The sequence below is a fragment of the Methylobacterium sp. M6A4_1b genome (genome assembly GCF_053345175.1).
The window spans coordinates 1-18,767 of the sequence record NZ_JBKEZQ010000043.1 but is presented as its reverse complement, the minus strand read 5'-3'; the positions used below and the strand labels follow the sequence as shown (position 1 = coordinate 18,767).

Genomic DNA, 18,767 nt, shown 5'->3' with positions numbered 1-18,767 from the left:
GCAGTCTGCGAGAACGAGGTTAGGGGGTCAGAATTGGACGCCGATCCCCCGCCTCACGGGGTCAAAGTTGCACGCCGAAACACACGCGTCTCGGGGAATACCGGCGTCGACCTCAGATGCTCGCGGAACCATTCCGCCGACCAGACGCCAGTTTAGTACGGTCGTACTAAATTCTATGGGCCTGTCAAGCATGCAGAGCTGCTGGCGGCTCCACCTTCCTACCCAGACCGCGTTCAGAAGGTCTCGACTCAAGGCCTCACTTCCATCTCCCAGGACCATGCGCTTCGATGCTGGCGGAGCAGATCGAGATAGGTCCGTGCAATCACGTCTGGATCTAGAGAGCTGTCATGACGATCGTTAGGGTCGGTGTGGCCGGCCGGACGGACGCGACCATCGAAAACGATGTGTGCGACGTGGATACCCTTCGGGACAACTTCGCGTGCGGCGCTCTACGCCAGTCCCCGCAGGGCAAACTTATTCATGGCAAACGGCGCCGAGCGCGAGAAGCCTTTCACGCCGTCGGTGGGTCCGGTCAGCAGGATCGCTTCTTTGCCTGTAGGGATCAAACGCTTGGCTGCCTGCTGGACCGAATAGAAGGCGCCGAGCGCCGAGACGCCAACGGCTCGCCTAACCTCCTGGGGATCGAGACCCGGGATCGGGCCGCGAACCCGGCCGCTCGCGTTGTAGATCACGACTTCGGGGCACCGATCCGTGCTTCGATTTCGGCCGCATGGGCGGCATCGACCTTCAACGCGATCGCCCCCGTCTCTGCGGCGAGCGGCGTGAGCTTGTCGACGTTCCGCGCTGCGACCGCTACCTACAGGCCGACCGAACGGAAAAGGTGGGTCAGGAATCCGCTTATGCCAGACCCTGCTCCAATGATGAGGGCGTTTCGACCAAGGATCGCCGTCATGCCTTCTCTGCCTGCTCGCTGAACCGGGCCTCTGGTATCCTACCTAGTGCACAAGACCCTGCACTCGGTACCGGCACTTCACGGTTGCTTACGGCCAGCTCCTGCCGAATCTCAAACGTCCACTTATTGAATTTGGCGCCCGAAAGCGGACCAGCAAGAATCCATCTAAATCGTCTGGTCCAGACTGTGTAGTAGCATCCTGAAAGCGGTCATTCGGGTGTAAGCAGGTTTGTCGCCTCGTTGTTTCCCCGAGGCCACGGCACAGTTTAGAGCGCTGACAAAATAATGTTCCTTATCAGGCGCTAGTATGGTCAGTTATTGCTTCGATTAAGCTAGAAAGTTGTCGATGAACAACTCGGCGGAAGACGGCGTCGTCTTCCAAAGCGCGCGCCAACACAATTGCGCCTTGTATCCCCGAAACTACCTCCTCCGCCAGTTGCGAGGCTTGTGATTTGGAAACTCCACCAGCCTCTAAACACTGAGCGAGAGCAAATATCCAACGGGCAAAGTAACTTCTTATCCGAGCCGCGAAAACGGATCCGGAGGCATTTAGTCCGATGCAGCCAACCAGACATACCCTCCTGCCAGAACTAAAATATATAGTCACGTCCTCGATCATGGAACTTACTGCCGCAATCGGGTCGTTTGTATGCTGCAACGCCGAAAAGATGACCTTCTCAAACCAAGCGTCTATGTCGGCAAGAACCGCCTCCATCATTTCTTCCTTCCCGCCTGGAAAGAAGTTGTAGAGACTGCCCTTGCCGAGGCCGGCCGCCTTTGACAGCACCGACAGGCTCGCCCCCTCGAATCCGTGCTCTCGGAACGCTTCCGCTAGTGCCGACACGGCATCGGCACGTTCGGTGAGGACGCGCTTCGCGCTCAAAGGCCGAGGTCGCTGAGTGAGGGGTGATCGTCGGGTCTGCGGCCAAGTGGCCAACGGAATTTACGCTGCGGTTCAGTGATCGGCATCTCGTTGATGCTAGCATGGCGGTGCGCCATCAATCCGTCTTCCGCAAATTCCCAGTTCTCGTTGCCGTACGCGCGGAACCAGTGCCCACCGTCGTCACGATACTCATATGCATAGCGAACCGCGATACGGTTACCAGTGAATGCCCAGAGTTCCTTAATCAGCCTGTATTCGTGCTCCTTGTTCCACTTACGAGTGAGGAAAGCTTGCGCCTCCTCCCGATTGATCGCGAATTCAACACGATTCCGCCAGCGCGTGTCGGACGTGTAAGCTAGCGCGACCTTGGCCGCATCGCGCGTGTTCCACCCGTCTTCCGCAAGGCGCACCTTTTGAATCGCGGTCTCTTCGGTAAACGGAGGAAGCGGGGGACGGGACATCAGGATCACCTTTCAAAATCATGTTGTACCGTTCAGTACAACATGATCGCCGACTGATCAAGCTTCCTGAGAGCACCCCCGCTTCGGTTTGGGAGTCTGTGTGCGGCTAGCGGCAGCTTCCTAGCGTCATTGTTCCAAAAGCAGACCGGCGGTAAGCCACCCAACCCGGTCGTAGAGCGGACCGGCTGGTCCCGACCCATCTCGGCCGCCGGTAGTGCTTTCAGCGCTCCTCCAAAGCGACCGTTCGTTGGCCGTCCGGCAATTTAAGTCCGCGACCCAATGTTGGCGTGGAGGGATGAGAAATAAATATCCAGTAACATAGCCTAGTTACCATTTATCAACCTACCAATCATTCTCCTATGATTTACATCTAAGGATAAAACAATAGTCAGGCATTAATTTATTTGATCATCAAAACCGTAGACGTCTAGAGGATCGCCGACGCCCCTCAGTGGAAAAAATCCGAGATGTTTGAGTTTATGTCCTGTGGGCGACCGGGCGACGAATGTTCCAGAAAATAGCACGCAAACGTCGAGTAGCTTTGTTAAATTCTCCAACCGAGACGCGATATTGACCGCCGGCCCGATGATTGTGAAGTCGAGACGTGTGCGAGACCCGATGTTGCCGTACATCACCGCACCAAAATTAATGCCGATCCCGTAACAAAGCCGCTTCAGTTTGGCACTGGCACGCCGTTCGTTCAGGGCATGCATGGCAATCTGAACGTCCCAAGCCGCAGACTGGGCCGCCGCGCAAGCTGCTGCCGTGTCGCGGTGGAAGATCGCCAAAAGACCATCGCCCATGAATTTCAGAATCTCGCCTCCGTGATGCTCAATGGGAAGCGAGATCGTGTCGAAATAATCGTTCAATAGGGCGATGACGTCGTCACGAGGCCACAGCTCCGAGATTTCAGTGAAGCCCCTGAGGTCGATGACCATTATCGCAGCCTCCACGGTCACGCCGCTTCCGCGCCTGGTCGCCCCGTTTAGGATCATCTCGCTGGCATGAGGGCCAACGTAGGTGTCGAGCAACAAACGGGTTAGGCGGTTCTTGTGCCGAACCTCCGTCACTACCGCCAGAGCCGGCAGTAATGTCGCGAGCATCAACAGATCGTCGTCGTCGAAGCCGCCGGCCCGGTCGGCGGAAAACGTCACGATGTGCCGCTTGCCGAGGGTGTGGAGGAGCGGCCAAGCGATATAATCCGTCAGACCTGCGGCGCGCAGTTCATCGTAGAGCGCGTAATCGGCGCCGGGTTGGTCTGCTTGGTTGAGGCGCCGGCGAACCTGTTGCGCGCCCGCATGGATCTCCGCCGCTGGACTTTCCTTGAACTGGCTCGTCTCGACGATGCCGTACTCGAAATTGGTAACCTCGGCACCGGTTAGGCCGGTTCGCCAGAGGATGCGGGTTCCGAGCCACAATGGGTGGTGGGTCCGCAGGAAGATCGTCCCGCGGGCCACAGGGACATCAATCTCTCGTAAGCGTCGACAGAACTCGACGAAGACATCGTCGAGGTACCGTATGTTCAAGGTGCCGCGAAGCAGCCAGTCCAGGAGTTCGGCTTGCTGCACGAGGCGCTCGACTCGATCCCCCCGCTCCGAAGGCCGACCGGTCCTAAAGACCGCCGTTGTTGTAGCCTCTCTGTCCGGCACTTTCGTCGGGGCCACCCCGGGCTCATCGGAGATCCGCACGTTCATAGACGCTACGCGTCTTCCAAAATGCGCGTCCGGTCGTCGGGTTCGGCTATGCGACGCCAGCGGCCAGGGCTCATGTCCTCTTCGCGGGCGAAAACGCGGGTGAAATGGCTCTGGTCGGAAAATCCGCAAGCCAGGGCGATTTCGGCTAGCGATCTATCCTGCGCGCGCATCATGACCTTGGCGCGGACGATCCGCTGGCGGACGATCCATGCATGCGGGGATGCTCCGACGGATTGACGAAATGCGCGTGCGAAGTGGCTTACCGACAGGCCACACTCCGCCGCGACCGCTTTCAAGCAGGGTGCGTCGCCAAGTTCGGACCGGATGCGTTCCTGCGCCCGCCGCAACTGCCAGGGCGCCAAGCCACCACGGCGTGGTGGGGTAGCGTATTCCGGTTCCGCATGGACGCCGAGAAGGTGGGCCGCAAGCGCCCGTGCAAGCTGGATGCGGAAAATCGCAGCGCCGCGATCCACCCGGTCGAGCGTCGCGACTGCACTCGACACCAAGTCATGGATGGTGGGGTCCAACAGGGTCCGGCCGTGCACCGATCTGAGAGCTTCGATAGCATCGATGTCGGCGAGGCCCATGCTCTCGGCCACCTCGGCCATGACCTTGCTGGACAGCCAGATTTGAACGGTACCACAGAGTTCCCGGCACACGGGCCGAGGTCGGATACTAAGCAAAGTTACCGCGCTGGAGTAGATGCGCTCAGGCGATGAATGGTCTCGAAAAGTTGAGGGCGAGCGGCGCGGTTGATCACCGAGGGGAACCTGTAAGACCAATCCGTCGTGAGGCAAGACGGAAGGGTGGAACTGACTGAGAGGATCCACCGCTCGCGGATCGAGGAAGGCGATACCGTCCCTTCTATCGTCCGGTCGCATTGCCGGTTGCCCAGTGAGATGGCCGCAGGTGCGGATCGCCGTCTCCATAGGGTTTAGCGTACCGCATGACCGCCGAATGGATACGTGCGGGTCCGCGGGGACGGCGAGATCGCGCTGCATCAGGGTCTCCACACGAAGCTTGGCGTGGACAGTCTTGCCGGTCGTGGGCGTCTCCGTCTTTCGCGGCCTTGCTCGGCCGTTGCGCGATCCTGCTCAATTGCCCTTCCCTGGCGACCGGATGCGGTGGCGTAGTTAGTGGGTGCGGTACCGGTAATCCCCCGGGGTGCAGCCAATGACGCGCTTGAATGCGGTGCTGAAGGCAGCTTGGCTCGAAAAGCCGGACGAGAGCGCCACGTCGGTCAGCGACATCCTACTTTCGGTCAGGAGCTGCCGCGCCCGCTCCAACCGTTCGCCGCTGACGTAGGTGTACGGGGACTTTCCGGTCACCCGCTTGAAAAGGCGGGCGAAGTGGAAGGGGCTCAGGCAGGCCACCGATGCGAGCTCGGTCACGCTCAGATCGCGCTGGAGGTTGTCATGGATAAATTCGATGGCTCTCTTGATGCGCTCCGGGCAGTCGCGGTCGCCGCAGAATGGGTCGGCGTCATCGGGCCGGTCGTGTCCGTATGCCTGCGCGACCCGCGCCGTTAGGGCCAGGGCAGCCGCTTCCACCATCATCCGCCCCGCCGAGCTTTCCCGGGTCAACTCGCCTAAAATCGAAAGGCCGATCTGGCGGATCAGCGGATCCCGAAGGTCCGCCAGGTAGCGCACCGTGTCGGCACGGATGCGTGGGTCGCCGTAGAGGCTCGCAAGCGCTGAGAATCGCTCGGCCGGAAGGTAGATGTGCAGGACCTCCGCCAAAGGTGCGGAGATGTTGATGTCGTCCTCACCGACCCCCACGGGACAGAGCCAAATCGTTCCGGCCTGGACGGCCGTGCACTGGCGGACACCGGCACCCTTGCGGCTCACATGGGCGCCCGGGATGGTCCGGGTCGCCAGGGTGAGTTCCATCTGGGTCGGGACGATGGCTGGCAGGTCACCGGCCGGATGGGAGCGCAACTCGGCCGCGACGCCCTGCCAGTTCCGTCCGCCGGAGGAGGCAAGAAGCCCGGCATTAGGGAACTTGTGCGTGCTGTGCCGATGAAGATCCATGCCCACATCGTGCAAGCCGAGTGCGGCGCGCGCCATTATACAGGTGTATCGGAGACCGGCTCTCGCCGGCGCGATAGCCTGATGGGCCGAAGTGGAAGAGTAGCATGCGGCAGGTATTCTCGCGGTGGCCAAGCCGGGCGACCGCTTCGCCGCGCGGTAGCTCGCTCCACCTCGACGACCTGCCGGCCTGGATGCTGGCCCCGCCACCATCCCGCTGGCGGCCTCGCCTCGCAGCATCCGGCACGGCGGCGCTGCTCGTGCTGGGCCCCGCATTCTTCGCAGCCATGGCCGGATGGGCCAGCGCTGCCCGCCCCGGCCCCTCGACGCTTCTCATCGCCGCAATCTCTGCACTCGCCGTGATTCTGGCAGCCGCACTGGCGATGCGGTTGCGGCACGCCCTTGCCGCCAGCCGCGCGCAGGTGACGACGATCTTCGAGCGGGCCGGCATCTCCATGTGGCGCGAGGACTGGACCGTCGTGGGGGAGGCCATCATGGCACTCCGGCGCGCCGGGATCTCCGACATCGAATGCCACTTTGCGGGCCATCCGGATGACCTGCGCGCCCTGCGGGCCCAGGTCATCATCACCGACGTCAATGCGTTCACGCTGGAGGAAACCGGCGCGTCGGACAAGGCGGCCTATCTTGGGCCCCTCGACCGCCTGTTACCCGACACCGACCAGACCTTCGTCCAGTGGCTCGTGGCGTTCGGCCGGGGCGACCGCTTCTTCCGCTCGGAGGCCCACGTGACGCGCGAGGACGGGAGCGAAGTCGACATGCTCTTCACCGCGATGTTGCCGACGAGTCTAGCGGGCTTTGCCGAGATCGTCGTGACCGCCCTCGACGTCACGGCGTTCAAGCAGGCGCAGAGGCACTTCGCGATTGCCGACACCGAGCTGGCCCGTGCCTCGCGGATCACGACCGTCGGCGCGCTGAGCGCCTCGATAGCGCATGAGGTCAACTCGCCCCTCGCTGTCATCGTCGCCAACGCGCAGGCGGCCCTGCGCTGGCTCCGGCGACCGGAGCCCGACATCGACGAGGCGGCCGCGGCCCTCGACGACGTCGTCACCGCGGCGACGCGGGCGCGCGACGTCATCGCTCGGACCCGGTCGTATCTCGGCAATGCTCCGCGCATCTTCGAATCCGTCGATCTTCTCCAGGCGGTCCGTGACGCGAACCTGCTGGTAGAACGTGAGTTGCGGGCGCAAGGGGCAACGGTCCACTTCGCCGCGAGCGGCGAGGTTCCCCTGGTCCCGGCGGACCTCATCGGCGTGCAGCAGGTCTTCGTTAACCTCATCGTAAATGCCGCCCAGGCGATGGCGGACGTGGCCGGTCCGCGCGACATCACCATCGCAATGGTTCAGGCGGACGGCCGCGTGGTCGTCGACGTTACCGATACCGGACCAGGTATCGGGGTGGAGCGGAGGGCGCGGATCTTCGAGCCGTTTCACTCCACTAAGACGGGAGGCATGGGCATGGGCCTCGCGATCTGCCGCAACCTCATCGATGCCCATGGCGGCGACATCTGGGTGGATGAAGCACCCGGTGGAGGGGCTGCCTTCCACTTTACCCTACCGGTCTCCCATGCCTGAGACCGTACCGCCTGAAACGGTTGCCGGGGGACCGGTCATCGCAATCGTTGACGACGACCCCGGGATACGTACCGCACTCGGCCGGCTGACCCGCTCCCTCGGCTTCGTTCCGGCCTTGTTCGAGGGAGCCGAACCGCTACTCGTCGATCCGCTTGTGGACCGGATATCCGTCGTCATCACCGACATTCAGATGCCGGGCCTGAGCGGCCTCTACCTCCTGCGCATCCTTCGCCAGCGCAACCCAACGCTTCCGATCCTCGTCATGACGGCCTATCCGAGCGAGACCGGCCGGAAGAGGGCCTTCGATCTGGGAGCTTTCGCCTATCTGGCCAAACCGTTCGACGCCGCGCAGTTCGAGCAGTGCCTCAAACTTGTCCTCGGCTCCGGAAAAAGCCCATGATATCAAACGAAAGCGTCCGCCACCGTCCGCATTTGTGGTACGCGAATTGTTTCGTCACCGGGTGCCAGTGCAACCGCGAGTACGATGTCCGAGCCAACCGTCCATATCGTCGACGATGACACGGACCTTCGCACGGCCCTGATCCGCCTTTGCCGCGCGGAAGGCTTGTCGGCGGTCGGACATCGAGATGCCTCCGATCTCGGGATATCGGGCCTACGGAAGAGCCCGCACTGCATCGTCCTCGACGTGCGCCTCGCTGACGACAACGGCCTCGCCGTACAGGAGGCGCTACGGGCGGCGGGCAACACCGTGCCGATCATATTCCTGACCGGCTACGGCACGATCCCCATGACCGTCCGGGCCATACGAGGAGGAGCGGTCGAGTTCCTCACCAAGCCTGTAATGGCCGAGGTGCTCCTCGCGGCGGTACGCCGAGCTCTGGAAACCGACGCCGCCGCCCTGTCCGCCCAACAGGTCCAACGGGAGCTCTCGGACCGGCTGGCATCTTTGACCCCACGCGAGCACGACGTGATGCTCTGCGCGATAGGCGGCCTGATGAACAAGCAGATCGCCGCCGAACTGGGCGTCACCGAGATCACCGCGAAGGTCCACAAGCGGCGCGTGATGGAGAAGATGCAATCGCGGTCGCTGGTCGACCTGGTCCGCGTGGCCGACCAACTCGGATTGACCGCGACACGGCAGAGGTAACCGGTCCTCGCACCCTTCGGCGATGATCCATGGCCCTTGTCCGCCGGTATTGAACGCTGCGTGCGCTATTCGGCATTGGCATCCGCAATGCCGCATTCCTTCAAACCGTGACGCAAATCGGCAAGCCGGTTCGACTTCCAATCGTCATAGCTCGGGGCGCCGGGTGAGGGGGCGCCGGTTCGAGCGTCACCCCGCCAGCCTCTCCAAGGGAACTCGCATCATGCCCATCAAAGCGACGCCGACCCCCGGCAAGCGTCTGGTCTGCCCGCATGACCACACCCTGATCATGATCGATTTCCAGTCCCAGATGTCCTTCGCCACGAAGTCCATCGATGCCACGACCCTGCGCAACAACGCCGCTCTGGTCGCCCGGGCCGCCGCCGGTTTCGGCGTCTCCACGATCCTGACCACGGTGGCCGAGAAGAGCTTCTCCGGCCCGATGTTCGAGGAGATCACCTCCGCGTTCCCCGAGGAGAAACTCCTCGACCGCACGTCCATGAATACGTGGGAAGACGCTGCCGTCGTGGCCAAGGTATCCGAGATCGGCAAGGACCGGCTCGTTTTCGCCGGGCTTTGGACCTCCGTCTGCATCGTCGGGCCGACCCTCTCGGCCCTCGACCAAGGCTTCGAATGCTACGTGATCGCCGATGCGTGCGGAGATATCTCCGACGAGGCGCATGAGCGGGCCATGCAGCGGATGGTCCAGGCCGGCGTACAGCCAATGACATCACTGCAATACATGCTCGAACTCCAGCGCGACTGGGCCCGCACCGAGACCTACGCGATGACCACGGGCATCGCGCGGCAGTACGGCGGCGCCTATGGACTGGGCATCACCTACGCCAAGTCGATGTTCGGCGCGTCCGAAAGCCATTGAGTCGACCGTAACGCATCACCCCCGCCGGGTTCTGGGGATCCGCGAGGGATTTCCTCTCGCCGCCCCCATGAAGTTGGGTGATGTGGCGACCCTTACGGCCGCTGTCGGCCCGAGCATCCCCGCGATGGCAGCGACATCCCCTTTCACGAAGAGCGGACAGACTCCCATGGCCTCTATCATCACCAAGGAAGGCGTCGAACTCTTCTACAAGGATTGGGGGCCCAAGGCCGCCCAGCCGATCATGTTCCATCACGGCTGGCCGTTGTCGTCAGACGACTGGGACGCGCAGATGCTGTTCTTCCTGCAGCATGGCTACCGCGTCGTCGCCCATGACCGGCGCGGCCATGGACGCTCGGCTCAGGTCGATGGCGGCCACGACATGGACCATTATGCCGCTGACGCCTTCGCAGTTGTGGAGGCACTCGACCTACGCAACGCCGTGCATATTGGCCATTCCACCGGCGGAGGGGAAGTAGCGCGCTACGTGGCCCAGCACGGCGAGCCCGCCGGCCGTGTGGCCAAGGCGGTGTTGGTCTCGGCGGTGCCGCCCCTGATGCTGAAGACGTCAAGCAATCTGGAAGGTTTGCCGATGGAGGTGTTCGACGGCTTCCGGCAGGCCACCGCCACGAACCGCGCGCAGTTCTTCCTCGATGTCCCGACCGGTCCGTTCTACGGCTTCAATCGGGACGGTGCGACGGTGCTACACGGCGTGATCCAGAATTGGTGGCGCCAGGGCATGATGGGCAGCGCCAAGGCCCACTACGATGGGATCAAAGCCTTCTCCGAGACCGACCAGACCGAAGACCTGAAGGCCATCTCCGTGCCGACCTTAGTCCTGCACGGCGAGGACGATCAGATCGTGCCTATCGCCGACTCGGCGCGAAAATCGGTCGAGCTGTTGAAGAACGGCACGCTCAAGACCTATCCGGGCTTCGCGCACGGGATGCTCACGGTCAACCACGACGTCATCAACCCCGACCTCCTCGCCTTCGTGAAAGGCTGAGCGCGCATCGTCGCCCCAGGGCCTTCCATGATCCCGTACATCCTCTCCCTCAGCGTCGGCCTGTCGGTCGGCGTCGTCTACGGCCTCGTCGGGGTAAAGTCGCCTGCGCCCCCGATCATCGCCCTGGTCGGTCTGCTCGGCATCCTGGCGGGTGAGATGGCCGTCTCGTACTGGCGTGGCCACCCGGGCGTGCTGTCGAGCCTGCTTCACGCCAAGAGCTTCTCGCACGATGCTCGCGCCACGTCGGATCGCACCGACCCGCCGGCATGAACCGACCGGCTCCAGCAGTTTCCCAAGGATCTACGATGAGCGCCGCCACGCATCCCGACCTGATCCTGCATCGCGGCCTGTTTACGACGCTGGACCGGCAGAACCCCACCGCGCAGGCGGTGGCGATCACCGACGGGGTCTTCACGGCGGTCGGGCACGATGCAGAGGTGATGGTCTTGGCCGGGCCGGACACCCGTATCGTCGACCTTAAAGGGCGGCGCGTCCTGCCCGGGCTGATCGACAACCACCTCCACATCATCCGCGGCGGGCTGAACTTCAACATGGAATTGCGCTGGGACGGCGTGCGCTCGCTTGGCCAGGCTATGGAGATGCTCCGGCGGCAGGTCGCTGTGACCCCGCCGCCGCAGTGGGTCCGCGTGGTCGGCGGCTTCACCGAGCACCAGTTCGCCGAGAAGCGCCTGCCGACCATCGCCGAACTGAACGCGGCGGCGCCGGACACTCCGGTTTTCCTGCTCCACCTCTACGACCGCGCGCTCCTCAACGCCGCCGCCCTGCGGGCGGTGGGCTACGACCGAGATACTCCTGCCCCGCCCGGCGGCGAGATCATGCGCGACGAACGCGGCAACCCGACCGGGCTGCTCCTGGCCAAGCCCAACGCGGCGATCCTCTACGCGACCCTGGCCAAGGGGCCGAAGCTGCCCTTCGAGTACCAGGTCAACTCGACCCGGCACTTCATGCGCGAGCTAAACCGACTCGGCGTCACCGGCGCCATCGATGCGGGCGGTGGCTTCCAGAACTACCCGGACGATTACGCCGTCATCCAGCAGCTCGCCGACGAGGGGCAGCTCACGATCCGGCTCGCCTACAACCTCTTCACGCAGAAGCCGAAGGCGGAGAAGGACGACTTCCTGAACTGGACGAAGACGTCGACCTACAAGCAGGGCACCGACTACTTTCGCCACAACGGTGCGGGAGAGATGCTGGTGTTCTCCGCGGCCGATTTTGAGGATTTTCGTCAGCCTCGACCCGACATGGCGCCCGAGATGGAGGACGATCTCGAAGGCGTCGTGCGCGTGCTCGCCGAGAACCGCTGGCCCTGGCGGATGCACGCCACCTACGACGAGACGATCTCCAGGGCTCTCGACGTGTTCGAGCGGGTGAACCAAGACGTTCCCCTCGCCGGGCTGAACTGGTTCTTCGACCATGCCGAGACGATCTCGGACCAGAGCATCGACAGGATCGCGGCGCTGGGCGGCGGCATCGCGGTCCAGCACCGCATGGCCTACCAAGGCGAATACTTCGTCGAGCGCTATGGGATGGGCGCCGCCGAGGCGACCCCTCCGGTGGCCCGGATGCTTGAGAAGGGCGTGCATGTCTCCGCCGGCACGGATGCCACCCGTGTCGCCTCCTACAATCCCTGGGTCTCCCTTTCGTGGCTCGTCACGGGCCGGACGGTCGGGGGCCTGCGCCTGACACCGCAGGGGAACTGCCTCGACCGCGAGACCGCCCTGCGGATGTGGACAGAGAACGTGACCTGGTTCTCGAACGAGGTAGGCCGAAAGGGCAACATCACGGTCGGCCAGCTCGCCGACCTGATCGTGCCGGATCGCGACTACTTCGCCTGCGCCGAGTCCGAGATCGCTGATGCCACGTCCGATCTGACCGTCGTCGGTGGCAGGATCGTGTACGCCGCCGGTACCTTCGCATCCCTCGACGGGAGCCCGCCACCGCCTGCCATGCCGGATTGGTCGCCGGTGCGGACGTTCAAGGGGTATGGCGCCTGGGGCGACACGCCGGGACCGGCCGAGGCCGTGCTCGCGCGACAGGCCGCAGCGTCCTGTGCCTGCTCCAACGACTGCTCCGTCCATGGCCATGCCCACGCGACCGCCTGGTCGGCCAAGCTGCCCATCGCCGACCTGAAGAGCTTCTGGGGTGCGCTGGGCTGCGCCTGCTGGGCGGTCTGACATGGAGGGCCGTGATCTCCACCGGTTCACGACGCTGCACCGGTTCTCCGGCTCGGTGTGGATCTTCCGGTTCGCCCTCCTGATGCTCTGTGCGGCCTACCTTCAGGGCAGCCTAACGAAGCTGCTCGATTTCGACGGTGCGACGGCCGAGATGGAAGCCTTCGGGCTTCGACCGGCCGGGCCGGTCGCGGCAGCCCTCATCGCCTTCGAACTCGCCTGTTCCGCCATGGTGATCGGCGGGTTCGCACGTTGGCTCGGGGCCGGCCTGCTCGCCGGTTTCACCCTCTTGGCGACCGGGCTCGCCCTTAAATTCTGGACTTTCCCGACGCCTGCGCGCAGCGCGGCGGAAAACGCCTTCTTCGAGCACATCGGGCTCGCCGGGGCCTTCCTCATCGTCGCTTGGTACGACCTGCGCCGTACCGAAGCGACGACTTCCCACCTCGACGAAAGGCTTTCGAGATCATGATGCGTTCGCTCTTTGCAGCCGCCCTGCTCACCGGCGCGGTGGCCGATTTCGGCGCCGGTCTCCTCGTCCGTCCCGCCCAGGCCCGCGAGGCGGTCCCCGTCGTTGCGGTCGGGGCGCAATACGACACCACCCATGTCTACGTGGCGCCCGAAGAGGTCGACCGCTTCGTCACGAGCTTCATCGACACGTTCGGCGGCAAGAGCACCAGCCAGGTTGTAGCCACGGTGACGCCGACGCCATCCAGCACCACGTCCCAGCTCGTGCAGACTCCCGTTGGGACCATTTCGGTCTTCGGCTTCAAGACGCCGATTCCCTTTCCGTTCGGAGCTGAGCGAAGTGGATACCTCGTCACGGACCTCGATGTTGCGCTCAGGTCCGCACGCTCGGCAGGCGCCGACGTCATCGTCCAGGCCTTTCCCGATCCCATCGGTCGCGATGCGGTCGTGCAATGGCCGGGCGGGGTCAACATGCAGCTCTATTGGCATACGGCGAAGCCCGATTACCCCGCCTTCCAGACCGTCCCAGAGAACCGGGTCTACCTCTCCCCCGACCGGGTTCAGGCCTTCGTGGATGCCTTCCTGACCTTCTCGCACGGCAAGGTGCAGTCGGACGATCCGAAGGCTCCCGGTGTCGAGATCGGCCGGCCGGAGGCCAAGTACCGCCGTGTCCGCATCGACTCGACCTTCGGCCGGATGACGGTCCTCGTGACGGACAGTCACTTGCCCTACCCGTACGGGCACGAGACGACCGGTTATGCCGTCACCTCCCTGTCCGCCACGCTGGCGAAGGCCAAGGCGGCCGGCGCCGCGGTCCTGGTCGAACCCTACGAGTCCGACGCCCGGACGGCTGCCCTCGTCCGGTTCCCAGGCGGGTACGTCGCCGAGGTCCACCAGGCCGGCCCGGCCGCGCCCTGACCGTCGCACATGTGCTCCCTGGCGCCGCCCCGGCATCCCCGCATTGCCGCACCGCCGCTCGTCGAGCGGCGGGATCTCGCGGCACGATGCGCGGAGCTTGCGCCGAGGCGGTTGGCCATGGCCGTGGCGCTGTGCTGCGCGCTTTCGGCAACGCCGCTCGTCCAGGCCGCCGAGATGCTTGGCGAAGCGACCGCGGTACGCCCCACGCCCCTGACGAACCGCTGGGCGGAGGATTGGTCGGCTCTCAGCGACCTGGCCCTGCGCACCCGCCCGTTCGACGGGTTGAAGTACATCCCCATCTTCGCCGACGATCCGAAGAGCTATCTCTCGCTGGGACTGACGCTGCGAGATCGCTTCGAGACCAATCGCACGCCGGGTTTCGGGGTCGGTGGCCCACGCGGCGACGCCTACGTCATCCAACGGCTGCAGTTCCACCTCGACGCGCACCTGAACGAGAACTGGCAGGTCTTCACGCAGTTCGAGGATGCCCGTGCCTTTGACAAGCGCAGGGTCCTGTCGGTCGACGAGAACCCCCTAGACCTGCGTCTTGCCTTTCTCGCCTACACCAAGACCTTCGAGACCGGCACCTTCAAGGCGCGGGCGGGTCGCCAGGATTTCGCCTTCGATCTTCAGCGCTTCGTGTCGTCGCGAGACGGCCCCAACGTACGCCAGTCTTTCGATGCGCTCTGGGTGGATTGGGAAACCACCGATTGGCGCATCCTCGGCTTCGTCAGCCAGCCGGTCCAATATCGCTTCGCCGAGCCATTCGACGACGTCTCCAGGCGGGACTTCCGGTTCAGCACCCTGCGCTTCGAGCGCAAGGTGTTCGGCGACCAGGAGCTGTCGGGCTATTACGGCCTCTACGAACGCGAGGGGACGGCCTTCCTCGACGCGTCCGGGGGTGAGCGGCGTGACGTCTTTGACGTGCGCTACGCCGGGGCAGCCCATGGCTTCGATTGGGATCTCGAAGCCATGGGCCAGACCGGGCATGTCGGCTCGGCCAAGGTGGACGCCTGGGCGGTCGGCAGCCGTGTCGGCTACACGTTGGCCAGCCTTCCCGGGACGCCGCGGCTCGGCCTTCAGGCCGACGCAGCATCGGGTGACCGCCATGCGGGCGACGGGCGCGTTGGGACCTTCAACCCGCTCTTTCCGAACGGGTACTACTTCACCCTCGCTGGCTACACGAGCTACGCCAACCTCATCCACCTCAAGCCGTCCCTGACGATCCGACCGCTGCCGGGTCTGGCGATCTCCGGGGCCGTCGGCCTGCAGTGGCGGATGACGACCGCCGACGCGGTCTACGTCCAGCCGAGCAACCCGGTACCGGGTACCGCTGGGCGGGGGCGACCCTGGACCGGTGCCTACGCCCAGATCCGTGCCGACTACGTGTTCGCCCAGGGTCTGACGGGCGCGGTCGAGGCCGTGCACTTCGCGGTCGGGGACACCATCGGCGAAGCCGGGGGCAAGGACGGCGATTACCTCGGGGTCGAGCTCCGGTATGCCTGGTAAAACTCGAAATCCATTACCGAAGAATTGGACGTCACGATGAAGTTCCCGCTCGCCCTGATCCTCAGTTTCGTGGGTGGCTATGTCGATACTGTCGGCTTCCTTGCCCTACAGGGGCTGTTCACCGCGCACGTGACCGGCAACTTCGTGACTTTCGGCGCAGCCCTCGTCCATGGGGCCTCGGGGGCCTGGGCCAAGCTCCTGGCCCTGCCGGTCTTCTGCCTCGCCGTCATCCTCACGCGCCTTGCCAGCCACGGCCTGGAGCGCCGCGGGCATACGGTTCTTCGCGTGCTCCTTTCGGTGCAGTTCCTCGCCCTGTCGGTCGGGGCGACGCTCGCCATCGCCTATGGCCCGTTCCTCGATGGCGACCGTTGGCAGGCGCTCGTGACCGGCATGGTGCTCGTCGTGGCAATGGCGGTCCAGAACGCGGCGCACCGGGCGCACCTGCCAGACGCTCCGCCCTCCACCCTGATGACCGGCACGACCACCCAGATCATGATCGATCTCGCCGATCTCCTGCGAGGCTTGCCACCCGCCCATCCCGCTCGCGGACGCATCCGCCGGATGTCGGTGGCGGTTGCCACCTTCGCACTCGGATGCGCGCTCGCCGCCCTGCTGTTCTACCTCGTCGGAGCCGCGGCCCTGCTGTTGGCGCCGGCCTGCATCCTTGCCGGAGCGCTCGGAAATGACGCTGCCGGTCGCACCGCGACCTGAGCGCGGCCTCGATCATGTCGGACAGCTTCGCGCTCACCACGGTCCTGCTGTCAGCGATGGTCAGCATCGTGACGGGGTTCCTGGGCGCCCTGCTTAGCACGGGTTGGGTGAGGCGTCAGGAACGACGTACCTACGGGCTCGCCCTTCTGGCGGAGGTGAGATCCATTCAGCGCAGCCTCCTAAGCTATCTCAAGCGGATCGAGTACGCCGACGTCGGCGCCCGGTCCCCGGAGTATGCCGCCAGCCCACGCCTATGGCGTCAAGACCTCGCGGTCTTCGCCAATAATTCCGGCCGCATCGGTCTCTTCTCGTCCCGGACCGCTATCGAACTCATCGAATTCTACCATCAGGTGCGATGGCTGGAGGCCCGGGTGGCCGAGATTGAGGCCGATGGCTTGCACGACGCGACGTTCGCACGATGGCTGGAGGGGCAGCGCCAAGCTATCCATCGAACCCACCAACGCAGCCGATATCTCGGTCGCCTTCTTCATCGCGAAATTCCGGTCTCGCTCGCGAGCGGGGTGTGTTGCGGCCTGCTCCGGCGTCGCGGCAGGTTGGTGCGATCCTGGCGCCACCGGTTTGCCACTCCCGGCTGACGCGAGTTCTGCGAACGGCAGCATTAATGCCTCAAATTCACTAAGCAGACTGGCAAAGAACCACCCAGGCCGGTCGTAGAGTGAAGGAGCAGGTCACGACCAAAGCCGGCCATTCAAACCGCTTTCAGCACTACCCGTGAGAGGCCATTTGTCGGCTGGCCAGCGTGCTCATGCGCAGTTCTGCTGGCCCCGCAGGTTCGCGTTGACCCGGCATCGAGGTCGGTCACCGGGATGGACTTTCGCTCCATGAACGTCCTCGCCTTGTCCCAAGATAGGAAACGGCATGCTGCGGAAATGCAAATCTGCGTCGCAGACCACTTCGGCATTGTAGCTTGAGCAAGTGCTTCGTAGCGACGCTCGAATATCGAATGGAGGAACCGGTGTTCAGTGATGGGAAACGTGTGAAGGAAAAAATCAGGAAGTAGCCCCGCGGAAACTCGCACCCCATGTCACACTGGACGGCAAGGCATCGTCACTTGCGTGAATCAATCACGTGGGAGAGCTCGATGACTAAGACCGTTCCGGTACTCGCCGGCATCCTCGGCGCAGGGCTGGCCGGAAATGGCCTCTTCATGCTTACCGCGCCCGAAGCATGGTATTTCGCGGTGCCGGGCGTGACGACGACAGGCCCCTTCAATCAGCATTTCCTGCGCGATATCGGCCTGATCTTCGTGCTGATCGGGTCCGGTTTCGTCTACGGGGCTGTGAGACCCTGCTCGCGGGTCCTTCTCTGGAGCATGGGGGCGATCTGGCTCGCGGGCCATGCGCTTTTCCATTTCTGGGAGGTTGCGGTGGGCATCTGCGGGGCGGAGGTTCTGCCCCGGGACTTTCCCGCAGTGACGCTTCCTGCACTTATCGCCGTCGCCCTCAGCGCCTGGTCGTTCCGCCATGCCGACCATTGAAGATCCGACCAACGTCTTCGAACAGGAACGGGCACGTCTCGTCCGGCTCGCCTACCGCATGCTCGGCTCCCTCAGCGAGGCCGAGGACGTCGTGCAGGACGCCTGGCTCCGTTGGCGGCACGTCGACCATGCCGAGGTCACCTCAGCCGGCGCCTTCCTGTCCCGGACGGTGACCCGGCTCTGCCTCGATGTGATGAAGTCCGCCCGGGTTCGGCGGGAGACCTACTTCGGAACCTGGTTGCCCGAGCCCATCGCTCTGGTCCCGGACGAGGCTCCCGGCGATGATCTGACGCTTACGCTGATGCTCGCCTTGGAGCGCCTATCACCCCTGGAGCGGGCGGCGTTCCTTCTGCACGACGTCTTCGCGGTCCCGCTCGCGGAGATCGCTGTCACCCTCCAGCGAGAGCCGCCGGCTGTCCGTCAACTTGCTGCGCGGGCCAGGAAACACGTGCAGTCCGCGCGCCCGCGCTTCCCCGTCGAGCGGGAAGAGGGTGTGCGCATCGCCAAGGCCTTCTTCGAAGCGGTGTCCACGGGCGAGATTGCGACCCTCCGGACCATGCTGGCCGATTCCGTTGTCGTACACTCCGATGGAGGTGGAAAGGTGCACGCGTTCCCAAGGCCCATCATCGGCATCGAGAAGGTCACTCGCATGTTCGAAGGTGCGGTGCGCAAAACCTGGGTCCAAGACTCCCGAAAGCTGCAGGATCTCTGGATCGATGGGCTGCCAGGCTATTTCAGCTTGGAACGGAGCGGGACGTATCAGACCGTCGCTCTCGACATTGAAGATGGTCTGATCGTCGGCATCTACTTCACCCGAAATCCGGAAAAGCTGGAGCGAATGGCGAAGCTGTTCGGAGGGGTGTCTGGAGTGCCGACGTCAAACTGAGGCTTAACGGCGAGCGATTGCCAGCTCCCT

At 64.0% G+C, this 18,767-nt stretch carries 19 protein-coding genes and 1 pseudogene; 14 read left to right on the top strand and 6 right to left on the bottom strand.

Annotated features, from left to right (window positions below; genetic code table 11):
- Positions 1–248: 248 nt before the first annotated feature.
- The 6 genes and pseudogenes from ACLBWX_RS21885 to ACLBWX_RS21860 all read right to left on the bottom strand — a co-directional run bounded on the left by ACLBWX_RS21885 (position 249) and on the right by ACLBWX_RS21860 (position 6,017).
- A pseudogene (locus ACLBWX_RS21885) lies at positions 249–913 on the bottom strand (SDR family NAD(P)-dependent oxidoreductase).
- A 295-nt stretch (positions 914–1,208) separates the two neighbouring features.
- A complete protein-coding gene (locus ACLBWX_RS21880) occupies positions 1,209–1,796 on the bottom strand; it encodes a TetR/AcrR family transcriptional regulator (protein ID WP_447679062.1) in 588 nt (195 codons plus the stop codon).
- Positions 1,793–2,257, bottom strand: a complete 465-nt coding sequence (locus ACLBWX_RS21875) for a nuclear transport factor 2 family protein (RefSeq protein ID WP_447679065.1) — start codon at positions 2,255–2,257, stop codon at positions 1,793–1,795. The genes ACLBWX_RS21880 and ACLBWX_RS21875 overlap by 4 nt, the downstream gene beginning before the upstream one ends.
- 395 nt (positions 2,258–2,652) lie before the next feature.
- Positions 2,653–3,825, bottom strand: coding sequence for an adenylate/guanylate cyclase domain-containing protein (locus tag ACLBWX_RS21870; RefSeq protein ID WP_447679061.1), 1,173 nt, complete (start codon positions 3,823–3,825; stop codon positions 2,653–2,655).
- A 131-nt stretch (positions 3,826–3,956) separates the two neighbouring features.
- Positions 3,957–4,559 carry a helix-turn-helix transcriptional regulator gene (locus tag ACLBWX_RS21865; RefSeq protein WP_447679060.1) on the bottom strand — a complete coding sequence of 201 codons (603 nt, stop codon included), beginning with the start codon at positions 4,557–4,559 and terminating at the stop codon, positions 3,957–3,959.
- Positions 4,560–5,084: 525 nt separating this feature from the next.
- On the bottom strand, positions 5,085–6,017 hold the full coding sequence (locus ACLBWX_RS21860; RefSeq protein ID WP_447679059.1) for a helix-turn-helix domain-containing protein: 933 nt from the start codon (positions 6,015–6,017) through the stop codon (positions 5,085–5,087).
- 68 nt (positions 6,018–6,085) lie between these two features.
- Here ACLBWX_RS21860 and ACLBWX_RS21855 point away from each other — a divergent pair, with 68 nt between their 5' ends.
- From ACLBWX_RS21855 to ACLBWX_RS21790, 14 genes are all read left to right on the top strand, one after another.
- The gene (locus ACLBWX_RS21855) at positions 6,086–7,570 is read left to right on the top strand and encodes a sensor histidine kinase (protein WP_447679058.1); all 1,485 of its coding nucleotides are present in this window, start codon (positions 6,086–6,088) and stop codon (positions 7,568–7,570) included.
- Complete coding sequence (locus ACLBWX_RS21850) at positions 7,563–7,970, top strand: response regulator transcription factor (protein ID WP_447679057.1); 408 nt, start codon at positions 7,563–7,565, stop codon at positions 7,968–7,970. The genes ACLBWX_RS21855 and ACLBWX_RS21850 overlap by 8 nt, the downstream gene beginning before the upstream one ends.
- An 84-nt stretch (positions 7,971–8,054) precedes the next feature.
- A complete protein-coding gene (locus ACLBWX_RS21845) occupies positions 8,055–8,678 on the top strand; it encodes a response regulator transcription factor (protein WP_447679056.1) in 624 nt (207 codons plus the stop codon).
- A 226-nt stretch (positions 8,679–8,904) separates the two neighbouring features.
- Positions 8,905–9,555 (top strand): hydrolase, encoded by a 651-nt coding sequence (locus ACLBWX_RS21840; RefSeq protein WP_447679064.1) that lies wholly within the window; start codon positions 8,905–8,907, stop codon positions 9,553–9,555.
- A 166-nt stretch (positions 9,556–9,721) separates the two neighbouring features.
- Positions 9,722–10,558, top strand: coding sequence for an alpha/beta fold hydrolase (locus ACLBWX_RS21835; protein WP_447679055.1), 837 nt, complete (start codon positions 9,722–9,724; stop codon positions 10,556–10,558).
- Positions 10,559–10,585: 27 nt separating this feature from the next.
- Complete coding sequence (locus tag ACLBWX_RS21830) at positions 10,586–10,828, top strand: DUF1427 family protein (protein WP_447679054.1); 243 nt, start codon at positions 10,586–10,588, stop codon at positions 10,826–10,828.
- Positions 10,829–10,863: 35 nt separating this feature from the next.
- Positions 10,864–12,753, top strand: a complete 1,890-nt coding sequence (locus tag ACLBWX_RS21825; RefSeq protein ID WP_447679053.1) for an amidohydrolase — start codon at positions 10,864–10,866, stop codon at positions 12,751–12,753.
- A 1-nt stretch (position 12,754) separates the two neighbouring features.
- The gene (locus ACLBWX_RS21820; protein ID WP_447679052.1) at positions 12,755–13,219 is read left to right on the top strand and encodes a DoxX family protein; all 465 of its coding nucleotides are present in this window, start codon (positions 12,755–12,757) and stop codon (positions 13,217–13,219) included.
- On the top strand, positions 13,219–14,133 hold the full coding sequence (locus ACLBWX_RS21815) for a glyoxalase (protein ID WP_447679063.1): 915 nt from the start codon (positions 13,219–13,221) through the stop codon (positions 14,131–14,133). The genes ACLBWX_RS21820 and ACLBWX_RS21815 overlap by 1 nt, the downstream gene beginning before the upstream one ends.
- A 117-nt stretch (positions 14,134–14,250) precedes the next feature.
- Positions 14,251–15,642 (top strand): alginate export family protein, encoded by a 1,392-nt coding sequence (locus ACLBWX_RS21810; RefSeq protein ID WP_447679051.1) that lies wholly within the window; start codon positions 14,251–14,253, stop codon positions 15,640–15,642.
- A 36-nt stretch (positions 15,643–15,678) separates the two neighbouring features.
- The gene (locus tag ACLBWX_RS21805; RefSeq protein WP_447679050.1) at positions 15,679–16,353 is read left to right on the top strand and encodes a YoaK family protein; all 675 of its coding nucleotides are present in this window, start codon (positions 15,679–15,681) and stop codon (positions 16,351–16,353) included.
- Between the two features lie 14 nt (positions 16,354–16,367).
- Positions 16,368–16,949 (top strand): hypothetical protein, encoded by a 582-nt coding sequence (locus ACLBWX_RS21800; protein WP_447679049.1) that lies wholly within the window; start codon positions 16,368–16,370, stop codon positions 16,947–16,949.
- Positions 16,950–17,395: 446 nt separating this feature from the next.
- Entirely contained in the window at positions 17,396–17,851 is a 456-nt protein-coding gene (locus ACLBWX_RS21795) for a hypothetical protein (RefSeq protein WP_447679048.1), read from the top strand.
- On the top strand, positions 17,838–18,737 hold the full coding sequence (locus tag ACLBWX_RS21790; RefSeq protein WP_447679047.1) for a sigma-70 family RNA polymerase sigma factor: 900 nt from the start codon (positions 17,838–17,840) through the stop codon (positions 18,735–18,737). Before ACLBWX_RS21795 ends, ACLBWX_RS21790 begins: the two co-directional genes overlap by 14 nt.
- Positions 18,738–18,767: the final 30 nt, after the last annotated feature.